General features: G+C 66.1%; 18 protein-coding genes and 1 tRNA gene. 13 read left to right on the forward strand and 6 right to left on the reverse strand.

What is annotated here, in order from left to right:
• The first annotated feature begins 4 nt into the window (after positions 1-4).
• From FFS52_RS01050 to FFS52_RS01075, 8 genes are all read left to right on the forward strand, one after another.
• Positions 5-1,951, forward strand: a complete 1,947-nt coding sequence (locus FFS52_RS01050) for a fumarate reductase/succinate dehydrogenase flavoprotein subunit (protein WP_068972540.1) — start codon at positions 5-7, stop codon at positions 1,949-1,951.
• A gap of 1 nt (position 1,952) precedes the next feature.
• On the forward strand, positions 1,953-2,699 hold the full coding sequence (locus tag FFS52_RS01055) for a succinate dehydrogenase/fumarate reductase iron-sulfur subunit (protein WP_065632377.1): 747 nt from the start codon (positions 1,953-1,955) through the stop codon (positions 2,697-2,699).
• An 80-nt stretch (positions 2,700-2,779) separates the two neighbouring features.
• The gene (locus FFS52_RS01060) at positions 2,780-4,183 is read left to right on the forward strand and encodes an AMP-binding protein (RefSeq protein ID WP_349291562.1); all 1,404 of its coding nucleotides are present in this window, start codon (positions 2,780-2,782) and stop codon (positions 4,181-4,183) included.
• Entirely contained in the window at positions 4,147-4,302 is a 156-nt protein-coding gene (locus tag FFS52_RS24090) for a hypothetical protein (RefSeq protein WP_349291563.1), read from the forward strand. Before FFS52_RS01060 ends, FFS52_RS24090 begins: the two co-directional genes overlap by 37 nt.
• Positions 4,303-4,380: 78 nt before the next feature.
• Complete coding sequence (locus FFS52_RS01065) at positions 4,381-5,523, forward strand: acyl-CoA dehydrogenase family protein (protein WP_065632378.1); 1,143 nt, start codon at positions 4,381-4,383, stop codon at positions 5,521-5,523.
• A 237-nt stretch (positions 5,524-5,760) separates the two neighbouring features.
• On the forward strand, positions 5,761-6,705 hold the full coding sequence (locus FFS52_RS01070) for a WcbI family polysaccharide biosynthesis putative acetyltransferase (RefSeq protein WP_137808535.1): 945 nt from the start codon (positions 5,761-5,763) through the stop codon (positions 6,703-6,705).
• Complete coding sequence (locus FFS52_RS23595; RefSeq protein WP_171011518.1) at positions 6,702-7,712, forward strand: hypothetical protein; 1,011 nt, start codon at positions 6,702-6,704, stop codon at positions 7,710-7,712. Before FFS52_RS01070 ends, FFS52_RS23595 begins: the two co-directional genes overlap by 4 nt.
• On the forward strand, positions 7,709-9,085 hold the full coding sequence (locus FFS52_RS01075; protein ID WP_068972547.1) for a glycosyltransferase: 1,377 nt from the start codon (positions 7,709-7,711) through the stop codon (positions 9,083-9,085). Before FFS52_RS23595 ends, FFS52_RS01075 begins: the two co-directional genes overlap by 4 nt.
• Before the next feature lie 70 nt (positions 9,086-9,155).
• Here FFS52_RS01075 and FFS52_RS01080 read toward each other — a convergent pair.
• Positions 9,156-9,232: transfer RNA gene (locus FFS52_RS01080), tRNA-Leu, on the reverse strand.
• A gap of 111 nt (positions 9,233-9,343) precedes the next feature.
• On the opposite strand from FFS52_RS01080, the gene FFS52_RS01085 reads away from it, so the two are divergent.
• Both FFS52_RS01085 and FFS52_RS01090 read left to right on the forward strand, forming a co-directional pair.
• Complete coding sequence (locus tag FFS52_RS01085) at positions 9,344-9,967, forward strand: response regulator (RefSeq protein WP_068972546.1); 624 nt, start codon at positions 9,344-9,346, stop codon at positions 9,965-9,967.
• Between the two features lie 194 nt (positions 9,968-10,161).
• Complete coding sequence (locus tag FFS52_RS01090; RefSeq protein ID WP_078113181.1) at positions 10,162-11,526, forward strand: ABC transporter substrate-binding protein; 1,365 nt, start codon at positions 10,162-10,164, stop codon at positions 11,524-11,526.
• 92 nt (positions 11,527-11,618) lie between these two features.
• Here the strand turns inward: FFS52_RS01090 and FFS52_RS01095 are convergent, their stop codons facing one another.
• The 4 genes from FFS52_RS01095 to FFS52_RS01110 are packed head-to-tail and all read right to left on the reverse strand — an operon-like array spanning position 11,619 to position 15,743.
• Entirely contained in the window at positions 11,619-12,431 is an 813-nt protein-coding gene (locus FFS52_RS01095) for an ABC transporter ATP-binding protein (RefSeq protein WP_137808536.1), read from the reverse strand.
• Complete coding sequence (locus FFS52_RS01100; protein ID WP_137808537.1) at positions 12,428-13,483, reverse strand: ABC transporter ATP-binding protein; 1,056 nt, start codon at positions 13,481-13,483, stop codon at positions 12,428-12,430. The genes FFS52_RS01095 and FFS52_RS01100 overlap by 4 nt, the downstream gene beginning before the upstream one ends.
• Entirely contained in the window at positions 13,476-14,465 is a 990-nt protein-coding gene (locus FFS52_RS01105) for a branched-chain amino acid ABC transporter permease (RefSeq protein WP_137808538.1), read from the reverse strand. Before FFS52_RS01105 ends, FFS52_RS01100 begins: the two co-directional genes overlap by 8 nt.
• Before the next feature lie 3 nt (positions 14,466-14,468).
• Positions 14,469-15,743 carry a branched-chain amino acid ABC transporter permease gene (locus FFS52_RS01110; RefSeq protein WP_223259063.1) on the reverse strand — a complete coding sequence of 425 codons (1,275 nt, stop codon included), beginning with the start codon at positions 15,741-15,743 and terminating at the stop codon, positions 14,469-14,471.
• Positions 15,744-15,982: 239 nt separating this feature from the next.
• Here FFS52_RS01110 and FFS52_RS01115 point away from each other — a divergent pair, with 239 nt between their 5' ends.
• From FFS52_RS01115 to FFS52_RS01125, 3 genes are read left to right on the forward strand one after another with little or no spacing between them, the layout of a single operon-like run.
• Positions 15,983-16,555 (forward strand): GNAT family N-acetyltransferase, encoded by a 573-nt coding sequence (locus FFS52_RS01115; protein WP_068972544.1) that lies wholly within the window; start codon positions 15,983-15,985, stop codon positions 16,553-16,555.
• A 60-nt stretch (positions 16,556-16,615) separates the two neighbouring features.
• A complete protein-coding gene (gene polA, locus FFS52_RS01120) occupies positions 16,616-19,396 on the forward strand; it encodes a DNA polymerase I (protein ID WP_137808539.1) in 2,781 nt (926 codons plus the stop codon).
• Positions 19,396-20,481 (forward strand): isocitrate/isopropylmalate family dehydrogenase, encoded by a 1,086-nt coding sequence (locus FFS52_RS01125; protein WP_137808540.1) that lies wholly within the window; start codon positions 19,396-19,398, stop codon positions 20,479-20,481. The genes polA and FFS52_RS01125 overlap by 1 nt, the downstream gene beginning before the upstream one ends.
• A gap of 251 nt (positions 20,482-20,732) precedes the next feature.
• On the opposite strand, the gene FFS52_RS01130 is transcribed toward FFS52_RS01125, so the two are convergent.
• On the reverse strand, positions 20,733-21,971 hold the full coding sequence (locus FFS52_RS01130; protein WP_137808541.1) for an IS110 family transposase: 1,239 nt from the start codon (positions 21,969-21,971) through the stop codon (positions 20,733-20,735).
• Positions 21,972-22,467 lie beyond the last annotated feature (496 nt).

Here is a 22,467-nt window from a genome sequence, read left to right on the forward strand (position 1 = left end):
CTAGATGACCGAGCCGGAACGCTACGAGTACGACGTCGTTGTCATCGGTGCGGGGGGTGCCGGCCTGCGAGCGGTCATCGAGGCCCGCGAGCGCGGCTACTCGGTGGCCGTGGTGTGCAAGTCGCTGTTCGGCAAGGCCCACACGGTCATGGCCGAAGGCGGATGTGCCGCCTCGATGGGCAACGCCAACTCGAAAGACAACTGGCAGACACACTTCCAGGACACGATGCGAGGCGGCAAGTTCCTGAACAACTGGCGCATGGCCGAGTTGCACGCCAAAGAGGCCCCGGATCGTGTCTGGGAACTCGAAACCTATGGCGCCCTGTTCGATCGAACCGCGGACGGGCGGATTTCGCAGCGCAACTTCGGCGGCCACACCTATCCTCGACTCGCTCATGTCGGCGACCGCACCGGGCTGGAGCTCATCCGGACGATGCAACAGAAGATCGTCTCGCTGCAGCAGGAGGACTACGCCGCCACCGGTGACTACGAGTCGCGCATCAAGGTGTTCGCCGAATGCACGATCACCGAACTGCTGAAGGACGGCGACGCGATCGCCGGTGCATTCGGGTATTGGCGCGAGTCCGGCCGCTTCATCGTGTTCGAGGCGCCCGCGGTGGTCGTCGCCACCGGCGGGATCGGCAAGTCGTTCAAGGTGACGTCGAATTCGTGGGAATACACCGGCGACGGGCACGCTTTGGCACTGCGAGCCGGCGCGAGCCTGATCAACATGGAGTTCGTCCAGTTCCATCCGACCGGGATGGTGTGGCCGCCCAGCGTCAAGGGCATCCTCGTGACCGAGGGCGTTCGCGGCGACGGTGGAGTTCTCGAGAACACCGAGGGCAAGCGCTTCATGTTCGATTACATCCCACCGGTCTTCAAAGGTCAGTACGCCGAGACCGAAGAGGAGGCCGACGAATGGCTGGCGGACAACGACAGCGCCCGGCGAACACCGGACCTGCTGCCGCGCGATGAGGTCGCGCGGGCGATCAACGAGGAGGTCAAGGCCGGACGCGGCACCGAGCACGGCGGCGTCTACCTCGACATCGCGTCCCGCATGCCCGCTGAGGAGATCATGCGCAGGCTGCCGTCGATGCACCACCAGTTCAAGGAGCTCGCCGACGTCGACATCACCGCCGAACCGATGGAGGTGGGGCCGACCTGTCACTACGTGATGGGCGGGATCGAGGTGGATCCGGACACGGCCGCGTCACGGGTTCCGGGCCTGTTCGCGGCCGGCGAGTGTTCCGGCGGGATGCACGGTTCGAACCGGTTGGGCGGCAACTCGTTGTCGGACCTGCTGGTCTTCGGGCGTCGTGCCGGCCTCGGGGCGGCGGCGTACGTCGAATCGCTGGCGACCCGTCCCGCGGTCTCCGTCGACGACATCGACCGGGCGGCGGCGTCCGTGCTTGCGCCCTTCGATCCGCCGGCCGAGGGCAAACCGGAGAACCCCTACACCCTGCACACCGACCTCCAGCAGGCCATGAACGATCTGGTCGGGATCATCCGGAAAGAGGACGAGATGCAGGAGGCGATCGGCGTGCTCGCGGACCTGCGAAAGCGCCTGGGCGGCATGCAGGTCGAGGGACATCGTCAGTTCAATCCGGGCTGGCATCTCGCAGTCGACCTACGAAACATGCTGCTGGTCTGCGAGTGCGTCGCGAAGGCCGCACTCATGCGCACCGAGAGCCGCGGTGGTCACACCCGCGATGACCATCCGTCCATGGACTCGAACTGGCGCAATGCGCTGCTGGTGTGCACCGCGGACCTCGACGGGGACGACGCCGCGGTGCCGGATGTCAGCGTCGTGCGCACTGAACAGACGCCGATGCGGCCGGACCTCCTGGAGCTGTTCGAGTTCCCCGAGATCGAGAAGTACTACACGGCGGCCGAGATAGCCGGTCATCCCGGCGCCGGTGGCGAGCGAGCCGAGGGGCATTCGGAGGACTGACATGGGATACGACGCAAAGTTCCGGATCTGGCGCGGCGACACCGACGCCGGCGGTCTCGAGGACTACACGGTGACCGTCAACGAGGGCGAGGTGGTGCTGGACATCATCCACCGCCTACAGGCGACGCAGGCTCCGGATCTCGCGGTGCGCTGGAACTGCAAGGCGGGCAAGTGCGGATCGTGTTCGGCGGAGGTGAACGGGCGTCCCAAACTGCTGTGCATGACCAGGATGTCGACGTTCACCGAGGACGAGGTCGTGACGGTGACCCCGATGCGCACGTTCCCGGTGATCCGCGACCTGGTCACCGATGTCTCGTTCAACTACGCCAAAGCCCGTGAAGTGCAATCGTTCACACCGCCACCGGGTCTGGCGCCGGGGGAGTACCGGATGAAGCAGGTCGACGTGCAGCGTTCGCAGGAGTTCCGCAAGTGCATCGAGTGCTTCCTGTGCCAGGACACCTGCCATGTCGTGCGCGATCACGAGGACAACAAACAGAACTTCTCCGGGCCGCGTTTCCTGATGCGCGTCGCCGAACTCGACATGCACCCCCTGGACGTGGCCGAACGCCGCGACTCGGCGCGCACCGAGCACGGACTGGGCCTCTGCAACATCACCAAGTGCTGTACCGACGTCTGTCCCGAGCAGATCAAGATCACCGACAACGCGTTGATCCCCATGAAGGAGCGAGTTGTCGACCGCACCTACGACCCGCTGGTGTGGTTGGGCAACAAGCTCTTCCGACGTTAACGGACCCATACGCAGTATCGTCTTCGACGAACTCCCGTTCCCCGGTGCGCGGCGCGCGCGGGCCACCCGCTCGAGGCCAGATGTCGCACAACGTTGCGCCCAAAGTAACGACTCACTACATCTACAGGGGTGACCGCACCGCCGTCATCGACGGTGCGCTCCGCCTCACCTACGCCGACCTGTATCGGCGGGTCGGGCACGTCACCGCCGCGCTGGAGGCGCTCGGCGTCAGGCCGGGTGACCGCGTGGCCGCCCTGTGTGCGAACAGTGCGGTGATGCTCGAACTGCACAGCGCCGTGCCCGCGCACGGTTCGGTGCTGGTGCCGCTCAACATCCGGCTCTCCGAGCCCGAGCTCGTCTACATCCTGGAGCACAGCGGTGCGACGCTCCTTGTCGCGACCGTCGAGTTCGCCGACCGTGCACGGGCGGTCGCCGAATCGGTGGGGATCCGGGTCGTCGTGGGCGGTTCAGCGGACGGCGCGGACGAGTACGAGTCGCTGCTCGCGCAGGCCGGGGCGCCGGTTCGGCGGGAGACCGACGAGCGGGGGTTGCTGGCGATCAACTACACCTCGGGGACGACGGGCCGTCCGAAGGGCGTGATGTACCACCACCGCGGCGCGTACCTGCAGTCCTTGGCGATGGCGTACCACTCCGGTCTCGGACCGGGCTCGACATACCTGTGGACCCTACCCATGTTCCATTGCGACGGTTGGTGTTTCACCTGGGCCGTCATCGCCGCGGGTGGTACGAACCTCTGCCTGCGCAGCATCGACACCGGACGGATCTGGCGCCACCTCACCGAGGACGGGGTGACTCACTTCAGCGCGGCTCCCACGGTGCTCACCATGATCGCGGAGGACCCGTCCGCGGCACGGCTCGACCGCGTCGTCCGGGCTGCGACGGGAGGTGCACCGCCATCTCCCGCGCTGCTCTCGCGGATGGCCGGGCTCGGCATCGAGATCACCCATCTTTACGGGATGACCGAGACGTTCGGCCCGATCGTCGTGAACGAGTGGCAGCCTCAGTGGGACGACGCCACGGACGACGAACGCGCCGTACGCAAGGCACGGCAGGGGATCGGGAACATCGTGGCAGGGCGGGTTCGGGTGGTGTCCGACGAGGGACGAGATGTCCCGTCCGACGGCGAGACCATCGGTGAATTGGTGGTCCGCGGCAACAACGTGATGCTCGGCTACTACCGCGACCCTGAGGCGACGGCTGCGGCCACCGTCGACGGCTGGTTGCGAACCGGTGATCTCGCGGTCATGCACGCCGACGGGTACGTCGAGATCCGGGACCGCAGCAAGGACGTCATCATCTCCGGCGGTGAGAACATCGCGTCGGTCGAGGTGGAGCGGGTCCTGGACAGCCACCCCGACGTCGTCGAGTCGGTGGTGGTCGGCCGCACCGACGAACGGTGGGTTGGGTCCCGATCGCCTACGTCTCGGTGCGGCCCGGTTCCGCAGTGTCCGCCGACGACCTGATCGAGTTCGCGCGGAGCACTCTCGCCCGGTTCAAGGTGCCGAAGGAGATCGTGTTCGCCGAGCTCCCCAAGACCTCGACGGGCAAGATCCAGAAGAACGTGCTCCGCAGTCAGGGATGACGACGCCGCCATGATAGTGCCAATGGTGACTGTTACGGTCACCGTTGACACTGTCAATCGTGGATAGGTACGCACACCATGACCGAACGGTCCTCCTGGGAAGACGACGATCTCACCGCGCTGCGGGATCTCGCACGTAGCTTCTGTGAGAAGGAGATCCAGCCGAACACCGAGAAGTTCATCGAGCAGCACCATGTCGACCGCGACCTGTGGAACAAAGCCGGTGACCTCGGCCTGCTCTGCATGTCGATTCCCGAAGAGTACGGCGGCGGCGGTGGCACCTTTGCGCACGAGGCCGTGCTCATCGAGGAGCAGGCGCGCGTCGCCGACAGCTCGTGGGGCGTCAGCCTGCACAACGGCATCGTCGCGCACTACATCCTCGAGTACGGCTCGGAGGAGCAGAAGAAGACCTGGTTGCCCAAGATGGCCAGTGGCGAGGCGGTGGGCGCCATCGCGATGACCGAACCGGGTACCGGATCGGATCTGCAGAATGTGAAGACGAAGGCGATCAAGCAGGGCGACGAGTACGTCATCGACGGCTCCAAGACCTTCATCACCAACGGTGGTCAGGCCGACATCATCATCGTCGTCGCCAAGACCGACGTCTCCGAGGGAGCCAAGGGCATCTCGCTCATCCTGGTCGAGGCCGAGCGCGAAGGTTTCCGACGCGGCCGGGTACTCGACAAGATCGGCCAGCGAGGGCAGGACACCTCGGAGCTGTTCTTCGATGGTGTGCGCGTCCCCACCTCGAACCTCCTCGGCCCCGAAGAGGGCCAGGGCTTCGTCCAGCTGATGATGCAGCTCCCGCAGGAACGGCTGATCATCGCGCTGGCCTCGGTGGCCGGCATGGAGAAGGCCGTCTCCGAGACCATCGCCTACACCAAGGACCGCACGGCATTCGGCCGGCCGATCTTCAGCTTCCAGAACACGAAATTCAAACTCGCCGAGGCGGCGACCGAGGCACGGATCGCGCGCGTGTTCGTCGACGACTGCATCAACAAGCACATCAAGGGCGAGCTCGACATCCCGACCGTCGCCATGGCGAAGTGGTGGACCAGTGACCGGGCCATGGTGGTCGCCGACGAGTGCCTGCAGCTGTTCGGCGGGTACGGCTACATGAACGAGTACCCGATCGCGCGTCTGTGGGCCGACAACCGCGTCCAGAAGATCTACGCGGGCACCAACGAGATCATGAAGGAGATCATCGCCCGGACGTTGTGACGTCACCTCTTGTACGGCAGACGGCCCCGGTGATCTGATCACCGGGGCCGTCGCTCACCCGTCCGGTTTCCGGTTCGTTCCGAATGTCTGGGGACCGGGGCAGTGTGACCAAGCCGATGATTCGTCAGCGAGACGAACGGATATACCAGGAGCTGGGGTCGGCCGGTTGTCCGCGAGGGGAGTCGATACACACGATGACAGCACACCACCAGGTCGCTCGACCACAGCGAAGTGCGTATGACGTCGAGTGACACCGTGCTGGTGGACGGGCGGACCCGACACTACGGCGAGTTCTACGGCGTCACCGAGGCGCAGATGAACGATGACGAGCAGCTGCTCGTCGTCTGGGGAAACTGCCAGGCCGAAGCGCTGCGGATCGTGCTGTCCAGCTCCCCGGACCTTCCGTTCCGCACCATTCGAGTCCCACCGGTCCACGAACTCGAGTCCACCGACATCGCTCATGTCGAACGCCTCGTCCGCCGGGCCGCGGTCATCGTCTCTCAGCCGGTACGTGCCCGATACCGGGGGCTCCCGATCGGTGGACCCGACCTCGCGGAGATAGCACCGGCCGCGACCGTCGTGGTGTGGCCGGTCATCCGCTACAGCGGGTTGTTCCCGTTTCAGGTCATCGCCCGACATCCCGCGCAACCGTCCGCGGTACCCGCTGCTGTTCCCTACCACGATCTCCGGACCGTCCTGGCGGTCAGAGCCGGCCGGACCCGATTCGACGAATGGGATGTCGAGGTCTCCGCCGACCGCTTCCGGGAGGCCGCACAGTGGAGTGTGGCCCAGCTCGAGGTCCGCGAGCGGCGGCACTGCGACGTCGGGATCTCCGACATCCTGCTCGACGTCGGGGCCGACGCCGCACATACGATCAACCATCCCGGCAACCGGGTACTACTGACCCTCGGCGGTCGGATTCTCGAGGCGCTCGGGGCGTCGGCGCCGGTCCCGCCGTCACGCGACCTGCTCGGCAACATCCGGGCGCCGCTGGAACGACGGGTGATCGACGCGCTCGGTATCCAGGCGACCCCGCGAGCGTCCTGGGACGTCGGCGGTGCGGTGCTGACCGAGGAAGAGGTGCACCGCAGTCAGATGCAGTGGTACGCAGAGCGTCCCGAGTTCATCGACGCCGTGCTGGACCGGTACGGCGATCTCATCGAGATCCTGGGAATGTCATGACGAGCCCAGTGGGGCACCTCCTCGTCGGCCCCCGCTCGCACGGTGTGGTTCGGTATGCCCAGTCTGTCTTCGACGCGGTGACGGCCGAGGGTGGCGATCATCGGCTGGTACACCTCCGCACGCGGTGTGCCGGCGTGTCCTCGATTCTGACCGAGTGCGCACACGTGCACATGCACGTGACCGACCGTCTGTTCGGACACACTCCGTTGCGAGCGCGGGACAACCTGCTCGCCATGATTGCGGGGCTCCGACGCCCGGTCTCGGTGACGTTTCACGATCTGCCGCAGCCCTCGGATGGACGGGCGATGCCGGCCCGGATCGAGTTCTTCCGGGCGGTGGCCCGATCCGCCGCGGGCGTGATCGTGTCCAGCCGACACGAGGCGTCGCTCTTCGCCGAGTATGTCGACGCGTCGATCGAGGTGGAGGTCGTGCCGCTGATGTTCGACGCCGTCCGTGCCCACAAGCCCTCGGACACAGACGAGTTGACCGTTGGTGTGCTCGGCTACCTGTATCCGGGGAAGGGTCACATCGAGACGCTCCGAGCGATGGCCGGTCTCGATCCGTCGGTCGGCTTCGTGGCGCTCGGCACTCCGTCGCCCGGCCACGACGATCTCGCCGACGATCTCGCGAAGCTCGCCGCGGACACGGGGAGGCGATGCACGATCACCGGCTACCTGACCGACGACGAACTCCGCCGGGCGTCTGCCGACGTCACGGTTCCGGTCGCATACCACCGGCACATGTCGGCATCCGGTTCGATCAATTCCTGGATCTCGGCCGGACGTCGTCCACTGGTTCCGCGGACCGCCTACACCGAGGAACTCGCCGCTCGGTCGCCGGGCGTGCTCACGATGCACGACAACAACGACGCGGCGCTTCGGGCCGCCATCGAGAAGGCGTTCGCGCATCCGGAATCCATGTGGATCGATGCGGCGGTGTCGCCGTCGCCGACCGTCGCCGATGTCGGTCGGAGTCACGAGCTGTTGCTGCGGCGGTGGAGTGCGTGACGATCGTCGGACTCGACGATGGCCGGACCATCGTGCCCGACAATCGCTGGGACCTGGTCGGGAGTACTTCGTCGAGACCCGTGGTGAGCGTCGTGATCCCGTACTACGAGCAGCCACACCAACTCTCATTGGTCCTCGAGGCGTTGACGGCGCAGACCTATCCGCCGGATCGACTGGAGGTGGTGGTCGCCGACGACGGATCGAGAGTTCCCCCGGATGTGAGCGCGTGGACCTCCCGGTTGACCATCACCGTGGTCAGGCAGGAGGACAAGGGATTTCGAGCCGCCGCCGCCCGCAACCTGGGTGTCGCGGCGTCGAACGGCTCGGTGCTGTGTTTCCTCGACGCGGATACGGTTCCGACCGCCGGCTACGTCTCGCACATGGTCCGACTGCCCGCCGCGGCGCCCGACGTACTCGTGGTCGGCCGACGTAAGCACGGGGACCTGAGCCAGGTCGAGCCGCGCTCGGTGGTCGAATGGCTGTCCACGCAGCGGCATCTCGAGGCTGCGCACGACCACGAACCCGAGTGGCTGGTCGACGCCTATGACCGCACATCCAACCTCCTGCTCCCGGGCTGGGACGGCTACAAGTACATGATCAGCGCGGTGATGAGCTGCAGCCGGGAGCTGTTCGACGACGTGGGAGGATTCGACCCTTCGTTCGTCCAGTACGGGGGAGAGGACTGGGAATTCGCGAACCGGGCTTTCATGATGGGTGCGGTGTTCGCTCACGAACCCGACGCCGTCGCCTGGCACGACGGACCCGACTGGGCAGAACGCGCTGTATCCGAACGGGTCTCGGCGAAGAATGTCGAAGCGTTGGCCCTCGCCCCGCTCGTCACCGACCCGGCGGCCAGGTCCGCCGAACTGGTGTACGCGATCCCGGACGTCGTGGTGCTGGTGTCGACGGCGGGCCACTCGGCGGCGTCGCTGATGCTCACCGTCGGCGGGGCGCTGCGCGGAACGGATGCCGCCGTCTGGCTCGCCGGCGCACACGCCGACGAATTGCTCGCACAACTGGGCGTGCGCGATTCGCGCTTCCGGGTCGGCGGTCCGGACGCATCGACGTTGTCGCGGTGCAGGTTCGTTCTGGAGGTCGACGGGCCCGTGATCTTCGCCGGTGACTCGCTCGCGCTGCTGACGGCCCACGTCGCGCCGGGGGAGTGCGGCCGGGTGACGGTGGAGTTCGACGGGTCCCCAGCGGCGTTGGTGACGCTTACATCGTCACGCGCCCGGCACCGGTCCCGACGCTGGTCGGAGCGCACCGACCTGGGCACGGACGAACTCCTCGACCGGCTGTTCGGTGTTCGGACGGTGCACCAGAGCGATGTCGGGATCGCGGTAGGCGACGACGAACCGTCGTTGTCCTGGTGAGCGAGAGTCGGACGTCGGACCGGCGTCGCGAATCGGTACGAGATGGCAGCGGGCCGATTACGGCTGTGCCTGGTGCCCCCGGTCAGACTCGAACTGACACTGGACGGGTTTTGAATCCGTTGCCTCTGCCAATTGGGCTACGGGGGCCAGTGCGCGGGTTGCCCGCGCCGGGAACCAACTCTAGATGATCGGCCGAGCGGCCTGCCAACCGGTACTCTGCGTGCACACAGACGTGGCGTCAGCGACGTGGAGGAGGGGATGGTGACGGTGACCGACAGTGCGACGACCGCAGCCGGTGAGACCACGACAACACACCGCGTGCTGGTGGCCGAGGACGATTCGCTGATCCGGATGGATCTGACCGAGATGCTGCGTGAAGAGGGCTACGACGTCGTCGGCGAGGCGCCGAACGGGCAGGTCGCCGTGGAGTTGACCGAGTCGCTGGCCCCCGACCTCGTGATCATGGACATCAAGATGCCCGTGCGCGACGGTATCGATGCCGCGACCGAGATCGCCGAGAAGCGCCTCGCCCCGGTCGTCATGCTGACCGCGTTCAGCCAACGCGACTTCATCGACAAGGCGCGCGACGCCGGTGCCATGGCCTACCTCGTCAAGCCGTTCACGAAGGCCGATCTGGTGCCGGCCATCGAGGTGGCGGTGAGTCGCTACCAGGAGCTCAAACAGCTCGAGCGTGAGGTCGCGACCATGAACGAGCGGCTGGAGACCCGCAAGCTCGTGGAGCGGGCCAAGGGCCTGCTGATGGAGAAGCAGGCTCTGTCCGAACCAGAGGCCTTCAAATGGATACAGCGCGCGGCCATGGACCGCCGGACCACCATGAAAGCCGTTGCGCAGGTTGTCGTCGAGACGCTCGGCAGCGACTGACCCAGAACCCCTCGACGACGCAATGCCTCTGCGCGCAAACCAGTTTCACTGTCTTTACGCAGCCGCAACAAGATCGCGCTAGCTTTTCTCCTGCGAGGCGCGGTTCGCCCTACGGCGATGCGCCGCCTTCGTGACAAACGCCGAACGCACCGGCCGACCGCCGAACGCAGAGGCCAGACGCAAGGAGAGCATCGATGTCCGTACGCTTTTTGAGGAGCGGGGCAGTGGTCGTGACCGCGGCGGCGACGCTGGTGGTCGCGGGCTGTAGCAGCTCAGATTCGGGTTCCGACGGCGGTTCCGAGGCGTCGTCGAGTGCCGCCGTCGAGTCCACCCCCGCACCTCCGGGCCTCGGCCTCGCACAGAAGCTGGCGTGCAACCCGCCCAAGGCTGTCCCCGGCCCGGCGAGCACGGCCGCACTCAAGGTCGGCACCCTGCTTCCGGCGACCGGGTCGCTGGCCTTCCTCGGACCGCCCATGGAGGCGGGCGTGGAGCTCGCGATCAAGGACATCAATGCCGCCGGCGGGGTCCTCGACCAACCCGTCGAGCTCGTCACCGGTGACTCCGGAGACACCACGACAGACACGGCCAACGCCACCGTCGACCGCGAACTCAGCGCCGGAACGCAGGTGATCATCGGTGCCGCGTCGTCCTCGGTGTCGTTGAAGGTGATCGACAAGGTCGCCAACGCGGGTGCGGTCATGTTCTCGCCCGCCAACACCTCCGACGAATTCACCTGCTACGAGGACAAGGGGCAGTACTTCCGCACCGCACCGGCGGATACCCTCCAGGCGCAGGCGCTCTCGCAGACGATGGCCGAAGACGGCGTGCAGCGCGTGTCGATCCTCGCGCTCAACGACCCGTACGGAACCGGACTGGCCGACAACACCGTTCGCGACCTCGAGGCCGCGGGTGTCCCGGCCGACCAGATCCAGAAGATCATCTACGACCCGAACGCCCAGTCGTTCAACGCCGAGGTCGATCAGGTGAAGAACTTCAACCCGGACGGCATCGCGGTCATCGGTTTCGAGGAGAGCGCCAAGATCATCACCCGTATGCACGAGGTGGGCATCGGCCCGAGCGACGGAAAGCTCGTCTACGGTGTCGACGGCAACATGGGCAACGCCCTCGGTGAGGCCGTCGGTCCGGGCCTGCTCGCAGGCATGAAGGGCACCACGCCGCTCACCCAGACCAGCGGTGACTTCCAGGCGGCCCTGAAGGAGGTCGACGGCGATCTCATCGACTTCAACTACTCGGGTGAGAGTTACGACGCCACGGTGCTGAGTGCACTCGCGGCCACCGCGGCCAAGTCGACCGACGGCCGCGCGATCGCGGCAAACATCATCGGGGTGACCAACGGCGAGGAGAACTGCGACTCCTACCAGGCCTGCCTGGACCTGCTGAACGGTGGCAAGACGATCGCCTACGTCGGCAAGACCGGCAACCTGGCGTTCAACGCAGCCGGTGAGCCGAGCGTCGGCTCGTACGGTGTGTTGGAGTTCGACGACGCCAACAAGCTGCTCACCCCGACGCGCAAGTACGTCTCGGTCGCGGCGCAGTAAGACCCGCACACGACGAGACCCCCGGCTTCGGCCGGGGGTCTCGTCGTCGGTGCGGTCGGCGAAAGAAGTGCCGTCGGGACGGCCCTATGGCCTCAGTTCTTCTCGGAGCTGCCCGCGAGCGTGCCGAGGTAGAGCTCGATGATCTTGGGGTCGGTGGCCAGGTTGCGGCCGGTGTCCGTATAGGCGTTGCGGCCCTGGTCGAGGACATACCCGTGGTCGCAGATCTGCAGGCACCGCCGGGCGTTCTGCTCGACCATGATGATCGAGACGCCGGTGGCGTTGATCGCCTTGCAGCGGATGAACACCTCGTCCTGGAACATCGGGGACAGGCCGGCCGACGGCTCGTCGAGCAGCAGTACCGCCGGGTCCATCATCAGCGCACGGCCCATCGCGACCATCTGCCGTTCGCCGCCGGACAGCGCACCCGCCTTGATCTTTCGCCGTTCCGAGAGCAGCGGGAAGAGTTCGGACACGAAGTCGAACCGCTTGGCGAAGGTCTTGGGCCGCAGATAGACGCCCATCTCGAGATTCTCCTCGATCGTCAACGCGGGGAACACATTCTGTGTCTGCGGGACGTAACCGACACCTTTGTTGACGAGAACGTGGGCCTTGGCCGAGGTGATGTCGTCGCCACGGAGGGTCACCGAACCCTTGCGCACCGGGATCAGTCCGAACAGGGTCTTCAACAGCGTCGACTTCCCGGCACCGTTGGGACCGATGATCCCGACGATCTCCCCGTCACCGAGGTAGAAGTTGCATTCCTCGAGGATGTTGATGCCGGGCAGGTAGCCGGCGGTGATGTCGTCGGCCCGCATCAGAGCGTCGCCGGCCAGCTTGCGGTGCTCCTCGGCGGTGGCCGCGAGTTGCGCGGGCGTCAGCTGTCCGGGACCGGGGTCGGTGCTCATCGTCCGTCCTTCTTCGTGTCCGGGGTCGTGGGGGGCAGTTCGGTGACCTCCGAGAGATCCCCGCCGTCCTCCAGCGTCGCCTCGATGGCCGCCTCGACCTTCTCCGCGAGTACGGCGGTGGCGCCCACCGGCCGGCCCTGATCGTCGAACTCCAGGGCCTGGTCGTGATGCCCGCCGAGGTACGCGTCGACGACGGCGTCGTTGTCGCCCAACCGATCCGGGAGCGACTCGGCGATGATCTGACCCTGGGCCATCACGACGACCCAGTCGCTGATGTCGCGGATGACGTCCATGTCGTGTTCGACGAAGACGACCGTGACCCCTTCGTCCCGCAACGACTTGATGTGTTCGAGCAGACTCTGGGTGAGGGCCGGGTTGACGCCGGCCATGGGCTCGTCGAGCATCACGATCTCGGGGTCGGTCATCAGCGCGCGCGCCATCTCCAGCAGCTTGCGCTGCCCGCCCGACAGGGAGCCGGCGAAGTCGTCGGCCTTGGCGTCGAGCTTGAAGCGCCGGAGCAACTCGTGTGCGCGTTCGGTGACCTCGGCCTCCTGTCTGCGCCACACCCAGGGTGCGAGTGCGGCGAGGAAATGCTCACCCCGCTGCCCGGTCGCGCCGAGCCGGACATTGTCCAGCACAGTCAGTTTCGCGAGCGCCTTGGTGAGCTGGAAGGTACGCACCATGCCGCGGCGTGCCACCTGATGCGGAACCATCCGGCCCAGGGAGTCGCCGTTGAGCGACCACGTGCCGGAGTCGGGCTTGTCGAAGCCGGTGATCAGGTTGAAGAAGGTGGTCTTGCCCGCGCCGTTGGGGCCGATCAGGCCGGTGATGGCGCCGCGCTGCACCTCGAGATGATCGACCTGCACCGCCTTGATGCCGCCGAAAGTACGGGAGATGTTGTCCACCATGATGATCGGATCGGGTTTGGGCGAACCCGACTCGGCGGCAACGCCGGCGAACAGCTGGGCACGCTCCGCGGCCGACAACGCGGTGAGGTCCCGGCGCGTCGCCCGGATGGCCGCAGTACCCGTGTAGGTGGGGTCGTCAGGCATCGAGCTGCACCTCCCTCTTGTTCCCGAGCAGGCCCTGAGGTCTGAACACCATCATCAGGATGATCGCCAGACCGAGCAGAACGTAGCGGAATGCGCCGACCTGCTGCGCGGACAGATTCAACAGCGGGTCGTCGCCGGACGTGGCCTGCCGCAGCAGTGCGTCGGGGACCGCGAGGAGGAACCAGAACAGCATGGCACCGAGCACCGGACCGAACACCGTCGCCGCCCCGCCGAGGATCAGCGCGCCGTAGGCGAAGAAGGTCTGTGCGGTCGAATAGAAGTCGGGATTGATCGACTGCGTCGCAAAGGCATTGAAGACACCCGCGAGGCCGCCGATGCAACCGCCGAGTACCAGGGCCTGCATCTTGTAGAAGTAGGCGTTCTTACCCAGCGAGCGGGCGGCGTCCTCGTCTTCGCGCACCGCCTTGAGGACGCGGCCCCACGGACTGCGGACGAGCAGGTACACCATCACACACAGCAAGCCGACGACGATCCAGCCGACCACCATCGACCACAGGTCGCCGCCGAGGAACTTGACCCCGAGGAACGAGTACTGCTTGCCGTTGTCGAACGGGCTGATGGTGAAGAAGCTGCCCGCGTATCCGTAGATGCCGTTGGTGGACCGGGTGAATTCGTCGGTCGACGTCGAACGGAAGACCAGGCGCAGGATCTCCGATGCGGCGATGGTGACGATCGCCAGATAGTCCGCGCGCAGACGCAGGGTCGGCAGGCCGAGCACCACGGCCAGCATCCCGGCCGCGGCGATGCCGATGATGGCGCCGAGCCACAACGGCTGGTCGTAGTTCACCGCCATGATGCCGACGCCGTATCCGCCGAGCAGTGCGAAGGCGATCTGGCCGAAGTTGAGCAGGCCGGCGTAGCCGAAGTGCAGGTTCAGGCCGATGGCCAGCAGGGCGTAGAAGATCGCCGACGGGCCGATCAGCTGGGCGATCGCTATCTGGAGCGCTGAGATGATGTCCATGGGTCAGCCGATCCTCGCTCGAGATCCGAGAATGCCCTGGGGCCGGATGGTCAGGATGATGATCAGGATCAGCAGCCCGCCGATGTATTTCAGGTCCGGACTGAGGATGTAGGTCGACAACTGGACCAGCAGACCGACGATGACACACCCGAGCAGTGCGCCGTAGGCCGTGCCGAGGCCGCCGAGTGTGATGCCGGCGAACATCAGCAGGAGCAGTTTGAAGCCCATCTCCCACTGCACCCGGCCGCCGAGCTCGGAGAGCGCGAACATCACGCCGCCGAGCGTCGCCAGACCGCCGGCCAGGGCCCACACGAACAAGATGACCCGGTCGACGTCGATACCCGACGACTCGGCGAGATCCTTGTTGTCGGCGACCGCTCGCATGGCCTTGCCGATCCTGGTGCGCTGCAACAGCAGTGCGACGCCGAGCAGGACCACGATGCTGATGATGATGCAGGCCAGGTTGACCGGTGTGATCGCGAACGGACCCGAACCGATCTGGGTCTGTGCCTGATAGTCGTCGAACGGTTCGGCGCGATCGGAGAAGAAGATCAGGATCAGGTAGCGAAGCACCAGCGACAGGCCGATCGACACGACGAGCATGGCGATCAGCCCGGTTCGTCGTCTTCGCAACGGTCTCCACAGACCGAGCTCGTTGAGGATGCCGATACCGATACCGACGATCACCGCCAGGATCGTCGCCGGGATCAGCTGGACGCCGAGCTTGACGTTGATCACCCATGCGATCACCGCGCCGAGCGTCACCAACTCGCCGTGCGCGAAGTTCGTCAGCCCGGTCGTGCCGAAGATGAGGCTGAGACCGACGCCGGTGATCGCGATGATCAAGCCGAACCGTATGCCGTCGATGGCCAGCCGTGTCAGCTCGGAGACTGCCGACACCTCGGTGCCGGTGCGGACATCGCCGAAGGAGAAGATGACCGGTCGCGCGGTGCCACCGCTGACGTCGACGGGCAGCTCCGCCTTCTGGACCTCGACACCGTCGGGGAGTGAGTCGGTGTTGATGACGATCGTGTACTGGCCGGGTGGCACGTTGATGGACCACGCACCCGTGGCCGACGAGGTCGCGGTGCCGACAACGGTTCCGGACGCGTCCTTGGCCTCGAGTTCGACGCCGGCGACCTTGTCCGTACCGTTGCGCAGCACGCCGAAGACGCGGACCGAGTCGCCGGGCGCGGCCGCGGCCGGGGAGGCGCCGAACAGCCCTAACAGCATCGACGCGGCGAGAAACACCAGCATCGCGATCGCCGACCGGCGCATCGGTGGAAGGTGGCCAGACGGATGGCTCTCGTGATCGGGACGGTCGTCGAGAGCACATCGTGGCGGCGTCTGCGGCGTGGTGCCGGCGCGTTGCGATGTCACCCTGCGGGACATTAGCGCCAGCGTCGTCACCACGTGGCGACAACGACGTTTCCCGGAGGTAACTTCTCGCGGGTGCGGCCACGTCGGGAAGTCGCGATGTGCTGTCGGAGACCCGATCCGGGTCGTACGCTGGTCCGATGGTCCCGGTCAGCGTGTCCACCACCTCAGACGTCGAACTCGCCGCATCGCTCCTGGCGCAGGCCTTCGCCGACGACCCGGTGACGGTCTGGATGCAGCCCGACACGGCGCGGCACCTCATCATGTTCCGCACCCTGCTCAAGTACAGCCACGGCCCGAATTCGACGCTCGATCTCGCGATGCGTGACGGGCAACCGGTCGGTGCCGCCGCCTGGGATCCCCCGGGCCACAAGGTCTCGGCCCTGTCGCAGATGGTGTCGATGGTCGGCTTCTTCCGGGCGATGGGCTCGCGGATGAGCCGCGGGATGAAGCTCGAGGAGGAGTTCGGCAAACGACGTCCCAAGGAGCCGCACTGGTACCTCGGTCAGATCGGGGCGCCGGTGCACGGGATAGGAGTGGGCACCTCCCTGCTGGGGCACCGACTCGAGCAGATCGACGGGCCCGCCTATCTCGAGTGCTCGAACGTCCGCAACGTGCCCCTCTACGAGCGATTCGGGTTCGGCGTGACCGAGGAGTTCGAACTGCCGCTCGACGGCCCCAAGGTGTGGTCCATGTACCGGCCCCTCCCGTGAGAGGCCGAGTGTGAGGAGTCCGGCAGGCTGTGTCAGGGGCGGTCACTAGACTCGGCGATTGTGAGTCCAGCGCAGAGTTCCCCGGCAACGACCCCAGCCAAGGCCACCGGATCGACGGGCAAGGCGGCACCCGGAGCCAAGGGCAAGACCAAGCAGCCGGTGTTGATGCTGCTCGACGGGCACTCCCTGGCGTACCGGGCGTTCTTCGCGCTCCCGGCGGAGAACTTCAAAACCCATTCGGGCCAGACGACCAACGCCGTCTACGGCTTCACCTCGATGCTGATCAACCTGCTGCGCGACGAGGAGCCCACGCACATCGCCGCGGCCTTCGACGTCTCACGCAAGACGTTCCGGTCGGAGATGTATCCCGAGTACAAGGCGCAGCGGTCCAAATCCCCGGACGAGTTCAACGGCCAGGTCGATCTCACCAAAGAGGTTCTGGACGCGCTGGGTGTCTCGGTGCTGGCCATCGAGGGTTACGAGGCCGACGACATCATCGCGACCCTGGCGACGCGGGCCCGGGAGGACGGATACAAGGTCCTGATCGTCACCGGCGACCGCGACTCGCTGCAGCTCGTCGACGCCTCCACCACGGTGCTCTATCCGCGCAAAGGTGTCTCGGACCTCACGCGGTTCACGCCCGAGGAGGTCGAGAAGAAGTACGGTCTCACCCCCACCCAGTACCCCGATTACGCCGCGCTGCGCGGCGACCCCAGCGACAACCTGCCGGGTATCCCCGGAGTCGGGGAGAAGACCGCCTCGAAGTGGATCCGCGAGTACGGGTCGCTCGCGGCCCTCGTCGATCACGTCGACGAGGTCAAGGGCAAGGTCGGCGACGCATTACGCGCTCATCTGGCGTCGGTACAGACCAACCGACAGCTCACCGAACTCGTCCGGGACATGCAGCTGCCGACGTCCCCCGACGACCTGGCCATGGTCGGGTGGGACCGGGACCGTATCCACCAGCTGTTCGACGACCTGGAATTCCGGGTGTTGCGGGACCGTCTCTTCTCGACGTTGAGTTCGGTCGAACCCGAGGCGGAAGCAGGTTTCGATCTCGACGGCGCGGTCCTGGGTGCCGGTGAGGTCGCCGGATGGCTGACCGAGCATGCGCGCACCGGTCGCGTCGGTCTCGCCGTCACCGCCCCGCATGTCGTGGTCGGGGCGGACCCGACCGGGGTGGCGATCGCGGCCGCCGATGGGACCTCCGCCTATGTCGATGTGACCGCGCTGAATCCCGAAGACGAGGCGGCACTGGGGGATTGGTTCGCCGACCCGTCCGCGCCGAAGGCGGTTCACGAGGCGAAGTGGGCCGTACACGCGCTGCGCTCACGCGGCTGGAAGCTCGACGGTGTCACCAGCGACACCTCGCTCGCGGCCTACCTGGTCCGACCGGGACAACGGACGTTCAACCTCGACGACCTCGCGCTGCGCTACCTGCGTCGTGAACTGCGCGCCGACGGCGGCCCGGGCGACGGCCAGATGTCGTTGCTCGACGACGATTCGGACGGGCGGGTGGCCGAACAGCACATGCTCGAGGCGCGGGCGGTCCAGGAACTCGCCGACACGCTCGACACGGAACTGGACCGGATCGACTCCAAACCGCTGCTCACCGAGATGGAACTGCCGCTGTCGTTCGTGCTCGCCGATGCCGAGGCCGCGGGCATCGCCGTCGACGTCGACCATTTCGGTGCCCTCGAGCGGATGTTCGCCGACCGGATCCGCGCCGCGGCCGAGGCGGCCTACGAGGTCATCGGAGAACAGATCAACCTCGGTTCGCCGAAGCAGTTGCAGACCATTCTCTTCGACAAGCTGGACATGCCGAAGACGAAGAAGACCAAGACCGGCTACACCACCGACGCCGACGCGTTGCAGTCGTTGTACGAGAAGACCGAGCATCCCTTTCTCGCACACCTCCTCGAGCACCGCGACGCGACGCGGCTGAAGGTCACTGTCGACGGGCTGCTGAAGTCGGTCGCGGACGACGGACGTATTCACACGACGTTCAATCAGACGATCGCCGCGACGGGACGCCTCTCGTCCACCGAACCGAATCTGCAGAACATCCCGGTGCGTACCGAGGCGGGCCGCGAGATCAGGCGGGGCTTCATCGTCGGCGCCGACACCGCGACCGGTGTGCCCTACGACTGCCTCATGACCGCCGACTACAGCCAGATCGAGATGCGGATCATGGCACACCTGTCGGAGGACGCCGGCCTCATCGAGGCCTTCAACACCGGGGAAGACCTCCACAACTTCGTCGGGTCACGGGCCTTCGGGGTGCCGATCGACGAGGTCACCACCGAGATGCGTCACCGGGTGAAGGCCATGTCGTACGGACTCGCGTACGGGCTCAGCGCATTCGGGCTCGCCGCCCAGCTCAAGATCAGCCGCGACGAGGCCAAGGAGCAGATGGAGGCGTACTTCGCGCGGTTCGGCGGGGTGCGCGATTATCTGCACGACGTGGTTGCCGAGGCCCGTCGAAACGAGTACACCGCAACACTGTTCGGTCGCCGGCGGTATCTGCCCGATCTGAACAGCGACAACTGGCAGCGCCGGCAGTCCGCCGAACGGATGGCGCTCAACGCTCCCATCCAGGGCACCGCCGCCGACATCATCAAGGTCGCGATGATCAACGTCCACAAGCGCCTCGCAGCTGAAGGGCTCACGTCGCGAACACTTCTCCAGGTCCACGACGAACTCGTGATCGAGGTCGCCTCGGGTGAGCGGGAGGCCGTCGAAGCCGTTGTCCGGGAGGAGATGGGCAATGCCATCACCTTGTCCGTCCCGCTGGAGGTGTCGGTCGGGTTCGGACGCTCCTGGGACGACGCAGCTCACTGATGGGTGACCGGGACAGAGAGTTCGGAGTCCTCGTCGGGGACGGGATCGGACCCGAGATCGTGCCGGCGGCGCTGACGGTCGCCGAGGCTGCCGCTCGTGCGGAGTCGATCGAGATCAGTTGGCAGCACCTACCTTTCGGGATGTCTGCGATCACCTCGCACGGCGATCCGGTGCCCGCGGAGACGCTGACGGCCCTCGACGAGCTCGGCTTCTGGATCGTCGGTCCCCACGACTCGGCGGCGTACCCGCCGGGTCATGGGGACCGCACGCCGGGAGCGGTCCTGCGAACCCGGTACGACCTGTTCGCCAATCTCCGTCCCGCCCGGGCATTTCCGGGTGTTCCGGCGCTCCGGTCGGACATGAATGTCCTGATCGTGCGGGAGAATTCCGAGGGCTTCTACGCCGATCGCAACATGGCGGTCGGCAGCGGCGAGTTCATGCCGACACCCGACGTCGCACTGGCGGTCGGGCTCGTCACACGCGCGGCGTCGGAGCGAATCGCGCGAGTCGCATGCGCCGCCGCGATCGAGCGTGCGGGTTCCGACCGGCAGCCGCGGTTGACCATCGTGCACAAGGCGAACGTCCTGCGCATGACCACCGGCCTGTTCCGGGATGCGTGCCGCGACATCGCCGCCGGGTTCCCCGAGATCGAGGTGTCCGAGCAACACGTCGATGCCATGGCGGCGCTGCTGGTTCGGCGTCCCGCGGACTTCGACGTCCTCGTCACCGAGAACCTCTTCGGCGACGTGCTGTCCGACCTCGCCGGCGAGCTTGCCGGTTCGCTGGGCATCGCCGGTTCGGTCAACAGCTCGGAGTCCCGCGTGATGGCGCAGGCGTCGCACGGTGCCGCACCCGACATCGCCGGGCGCGGCATCGCGAACCCGGTCGCGATGATCGCCTTGGTGGCCATGGGTTTCCAGAGGTACGGGCAGATGACCGACGACGCGGCCCTCGTCGCGGCCGGTGCCCGGATCGACTCGGCGGTTGCCGAGACGCTCGCGCACACCGCGACCCGCGACCTGGGCGGCGAAGCGACGACCGCCGAGTTCGCCGACAAGGTGGTCCGGCGGATCGTCGAGCGGTGAGCTCTGCGAGCGCGTGGGCCCAGTGCTCTTTGAGGTCGAGGAATGTAGGCACCTCGTTGCTCCCGGAGGTGCGAGGAGCGCAAGTGACGACCCCCGTTGCTCCCTGAGGTGCGAGGAGCGCAAGTGACGACCCCCGTTGCTCCCTGAGGTGCGAGGAGCGCAAGTGACGCCCCCGTTGCTCCCTGAGGTGCGAGGAGCGCAAGCGACGCCCCCGTTGCTCCCTAATCCGAAGAGTTAGGTGAGGTGGCTGCTCAGGCCGCTCCGTGGGGTGTGATGGTGACGTCGTATCCGAGTTTGTGTAGGTCGTAAATGGCGCGGTTCTTGGTGCGTTCGGGGTGGCGTTGCTGGTGGTAGTCGGGGCCGGGTTCGTCGTAGACGACGTTGTCGGTGAGCATGATCCAGACCACGGTGAGCAGGGTGTGCTCGAGGGCGACGATCGCTTTGGGTTTGCCGCGAGAGCGGACCAGGCGCCGGTACTTGGCGTTGAGGAACGTGCCTTTGTGGCTGGCGATCGATAACGCTGTAGCCCCGAGAGCACCTTTGAGGTGACGGTTACCGGGGCGGGTTTTGACGTTTTTGACCCGTCCGGCGGATTGGTGCTGGCCGGGGCAGACTCCCGCCCACGAGGCCAAATGGCCTGGTGTGGGGAACTGGGCCATCTGGCCGCCGGTCTCGGCGATGATCACATCGGCGGTGGTGGTGGAGATACCCGGGATCGTGCAGATCAGGTCGCGTTTGGCTTGAAACGGCGCCATCACCTTCTCGATGCGCTCGGTCAACGCGTCGATCCGGGTGGTGTGTTCGGTGATGAAATCCAGATGCAACTCGACCAGGAACGCGTGGTGGTCGGTGAAGCGGCCCTGCAACGCCTGGGTCAACGCGGGGATTTTGCGGCGGAGTTGTTTCACCGACAACTCCGCCAACACGGCGGGATCGCGTTCACCCTTGACCAGCGCCTGCAACATGAATCGTGACGAGACCCCGTTGATATCGGAGACCACCACCGACAGTTTGATGCCGGCGTCTTCGAGGACTTTCTCCAACCGTTGAATCTCGCGGCCGCGTTCGCGGGTGATCGCGGTGCGGGTGCGGGTCAGATCGCGTAACCGTCGGATCGGTTCGGGCGGCACGAACGAGGCCCGCAACAGCCCGTGGGCGGCCAGCTGCGCCAGCCACGCCGCATCCGACACATCGGTTTTGCGGCCCGGGAGGTTCTTGGCGTCGTGGGCGTTGACCAGCATCACCTCGAACGGGGCGTCTTCGAGGAGGTAGTAGAACGGTTTCCAGTAGTCGCCGGTGGCTTCCATGACCACACACGTCACCTGCTCGGCGATCAGATAGTCCCGCAGCCGCAGAATGTCGCCGCTCATCGACGACCAGGTCGTGGTATCTTGCACGGTCTTTCGGCCCGGACTAGCCAGGCGGACACAGACTTTCACATCCTTTTTGGAGACATCCATCCCGGCGCATCGGGGATGCAGCACTTCCATCTCGGTTTCCTTTCGAGTCCTCGGAAGTGGGCTGCGGACGGGGCAAACAAATGCAGGAGTCTAATCCGCGTGCTCGTAGCAACAATCCACGATTCCCGTGGCAGGCCCCGCGCCTCACACTGAGGTACTGGCTCTTCGGCACAAGGGAGGAATTCAAGGTCACCGCATCCCACCCCTCCACTATCAACCCCCCACGCGCCGGTGACCAGCACGAACTCTTCGACCCCCACGACGGCCGCCAGGCCGCAGATACTGAGGTGCGAGGAGCGCAAGCGACGAGCCACGAAGGGTCCCGCAACCCGTCTCACCAGGACCCTTCGTGACGCAGCCTCCGCAAGCTCCGGCCGCTCCTCAGGGAGCAGGTGGTGACGCAGCCTCCGCAAGGGGAGTATCAGATTAACGGTGTAAGTGGCGTTTTCGGTTAGTTGTCTTCGCTGGCCGGCATGCGGTCGGCGAAGGTGATGGCGAATGCGTTGAGTGCTGGTTTCCACCGCAT

Origin of the sequence: Gordonia sp. ALPHA1B1, from assembly GCF_005502615.1 — a bacterium.
Classification (GTDB): domain Bacteria; phylum Actinomycetota; class Actinomycetes; order Mycobacteriales; family Mycobacteriaceae; genus Gordonia; species Gordonia hongkongensis.